The organism is Bradyrhizobium lablabi (genome assembly GCF_001440475.1).
Lineage (GTDB): Bacteria > Pseudomonadota > Alphaproteobacteria > Rhizobiales > Xanthobacteraceae > Bradyrhizobium > Bradyrhizobium lablabi.
Genome location: NZ_LLYB01000089.1, coordinates 1 through 3,165 on the forward strand (window position 1 = coordinate 1; position 3,165 = coordinate 3,165).

The 3,165-nt window shown below is 57.4% G+C and carries 1 protein-coding gene and 3 pseudogenes; 2 read left to right on the forward strand and 2 right to left on the reverse strand.

Annotated elements, in window-relative coordinates:
- Nucleotides 1-672 precede the first annotated feature (672 nt).
- Nucleotides 673-1,372: pseudogene (ltrA, locus tag CQ14_RS46700) on the forward strand (group II intron reverse transcriptase/maturase); the annotation flags it as partial.
- Between the two features lie 213 nt (nt 1,373-1,585).
- The gene (locus CQ14_RS47885; RefSeq protein WP_347337159.1) at nt 1,586-1,867 is read left to right on the forward strand and encodes a group II intron maturase-specific domain-containing protein; all 282 of its coding nucleotides are present in this window, start codon (nt 1,586-1,588) and stop codon (nt 1,865-1,867) included.
- Between the two features lie 75 nt (nt 1,868-1,942).
- Here CQ14_RS47885 and CQ14_RS25660 read toward each other — a convergent pair.
- Together CQ14_RS25660 and CQ14_RS25665 are read right to left on the reverse strand one after the other, a co-directional pair.
- Nucleotides 1,943-2,389 (reverse strand): annotated as a pseudogene (locus tag CQ14_RS25660) (transposase); the annotation flags it as partial.
- Between the two features lie 268 nt (nt 2,390-2,657).
- Nucleotides 2,658-2,864, reverse strand: a pseudogene (locus CQ14_RS25665) (transposase); the annotation flags it as partial.
- Nucleotides 2,865-3,165 lie beyond the last annotated feature (301 nt).

The window sequence follows — 3,165 nt, forward strand, 5'->3', positions numbered from 1 at the left end:
GCAGCTTGGCATTGGTCGGGAAGGTGATGGCCTTTGGCTGCACCGTGGTATGTGCGCCATGACGGCGCGAAGAAGGAGGTTGAGTATGTAGACCATCTTCCGAGCAGCCTTGCTGCGCAAGAGATGAGGGCAGGCCCCTCGACTCGGATTGCAGGATCAGAGTCCAAACCGCCACAAGCTGCTTTAGCTCAATGGCTGAAGTGGTGAGCGTTGCTGGAAAAGGCGGGCAATCAGCCTGTCAGGTGAGCCACGGGAAGACGAACGCAAGTAAACCGCCGATGATGCATCGAAAGTACAGTTCAGGTGTTGTCGAAACCAGGGGCGATACCACCTTCTGGGATCAAGCGCGGCGAGAGCCTGTCTATTGGCCGGGCGGCAACCGGTGTAGAGGCGGCGTGATCCCGATGGCAGGCTCTTGCGCGGAACATGGGAACCTGCGTCGCAATGCCAAGGGAGACCCCAAAGGCGGCGGACCCGCCGAGGGCAGAGTACCAATGCGCGACGTAGGGGCGGACGGGTTCGTAATAGTGATGAGGCCCGGTAATACGGGCGGAGCGAAGGGACCCGATCTTCCAGCCAAAGTCACAGGCCAACCGGAAACGGGAGGAGCCGATGACTGAGGCAAAGTCGTATCAGATCCCCAAACATCTCGTTTGGGAAGCTTGGAAACAGGTGAAAGCGAACCGCGGGTCAGCGGGTGTGGACGGGGTCTCCATCGAGGAATTCGAAAAGGACTTGAAGAGAAACCTCTACAAGATCTGGAATCGAATGTCGTCGGGGACATACTTTCCGCCTCCCGTCCGTCTCGTGGAAATTCCCAAGGCTAATGGAGGGAAGCGTCCGTTAGGAATACCCTCTTAGCTGACCGCGTGGCTCAGACGGTTGCAAAGATGGTTATGGAGCCGACGATGGAAGGAATATTCCATCCCGACTCCTACGGCTATCGGCCCGGCCGTTCGGCGCTTGACGCAGTGGGGACAGCGCGAAAGCGTTGCTGGAAATTCGACTGGGTTATCGACCTTGATATCAAGTCGTTCTTCGACTCGATTCCTTGGCACCTGATCGAAAAGGCCGTCGCCAACCACACGAAACTGAGCTGGATTCGTCTCTACGTAAAGCGGTGGCTGCAAGCTCCCGTGGAGAAAGAAGACGGAATCCTTGTGGAGAGAACACGCGGAACCCCTCAGGGTTCAGTGGTTTCACCGCTGCTCGCAAATTTGGTTCTGCACTATGCATTCGATCACTGGATGCAGCGGACCTTCCCTTGTTTGTGTTTCGAAAGATACGCTGACTATGCGATAGTCCATTGCAGAACTGAAAGCGAGGCTCAAACCGTGATGGAGGCGATCCGGAAACGTCTTGCGGAATGCGGNTCTGGAGCTCCACCCGGAGAAAACCCGGATCGTCTACTGCAAGGATAATAAANCGGAGAAAGGAATGCGAACACATCTCGTTCGACTTCCTTGGCTACACCTTCCAGCCGCGCAGCGCTCGCGATCGAAAGGGCAAGAAGTTCCTCAACTTCCTCCCGGCAATCAGCAACAAGGCTGCCAAAGGAATCTGACAAACCATTCGCTCATGGCGACTGGGTTCGACGCGAAACCACTGGAGTCTTGAAGAACTCGCCAAGCTGATTGATCCTGTCGTGCAAGGATGGCTGAACTATTACGGACGGTTTTACCGAACGGAATGTGTCAACGTCCTTCGTCACGTTAACGACGCGCTCGCCCATTGGACGAGGCGGAAATACAAGCGGTTGAAAGGCCGGAAAGTCGCCTCAGTATATTGGTTGGGACGGCTCGCACAGCGCGATCCGAACCTACTCTATTTGTGGCGAGTCGGCATTCGACCTGCGGCTGGAAGATAGAAGCCGGATGAATCGAGAGGTTCACGTCCGGTTTCGTGAGAGCCTCGGGGTGCAATTCCCCGGGGCTACTCGACCGACGATCACCCGTGACAGCTCGGACGGCTTGATCGCCTTGGTCCTGGTGGCAACCGACAGGCTCTCCTGGATCAGCGCAGCCAGCCGTTCCTCGCCCATCCGGTGGCGCCAGCGCGTCAGCGACGAGCGATCGAACACCAGCCGGTGCTGGAAGAACTCCTCGCCGCAGAAGTATTGGTAATAGGGGTTCTCGACCCATCGCTCGCACAGCACCTCGTCGGACAGGTCGTAGGTGTGCTTGAGGATCGCCAGCCCCGCCATCAAGCGCGTCGGCAGCGGCGGCCGGCCGGGATCATCGGTGTAGACCTCGCCGAACCGTTCCTCCAGGAACCTCCAATCCATCGTGCGGCCCAGCGTCACCAGCGGATGCTTCATGTCGATGATCTGATCGAGCCGCGAGCGGAAAAGATCCTGCTCCCCCGTCTCGCTACGCTCTCGTGGCCGCATCGAATCCCTCGCCAACGCCGGTTCTGCGCGAGTGAATCACAAATCAAGTTTGCAAGGAATCCCACCCCAAAGACCTGCTTTCCGGCAAATCCAGTTACCGCTAAATGCCGTTTCCGGATTCCAAATCAACGGCTTGGGAATTCTTCACAGACGACGAAATAGTGTTCGAGGAAAGCCTGGACCTACCGCTCGAGATCGCCGCGTAGGTAGTAGTTGGGATGATGCGGAGCGCCGCGCACATATTGCATGCCCTTCTCGAGCCGCTTAGCCCGGCTTCGAGGAACTCCTTGGACCAGCCATAGCACATTAAGGCGGCAATGCCCTCGCGCCAGCACAGCTCGGAGATATTCTCCTCGCCCCGCGGTCCTTCCAGCACGATACCGGCCTTCTCTTCAGCTGAATACTGCCGGCGGGTCTGGCACCGAATGTCTTCTTGTTCTGCCGGTGCTTCGCCCGGTCCGGATTTCTGCTTCATCTTCGCTCCTGGTGGCTACGATGAACCAGAAATCCTCCCCCCGCAAAACCCTTCAATTTGTCTCACAAGCCGTCCTGACGGCGAACTCAGTTCCAACGACACGTCAATTCCGGCATAGTTCTCCACGGCTTTTCTCCGTCTCCAGGCGCTTGGTGCCGACCCCAAGTCGTGGCCCCGTTTTCATCATCTATCGGGGGACAGCCACCATCATCACCCCTTGTTCGGAGCAGAGCCCATTACGGCATCTGGAACTCTGCTGACCGAGCGTTTACNTCATTGCAGGAAGACGCGAATATCGTTC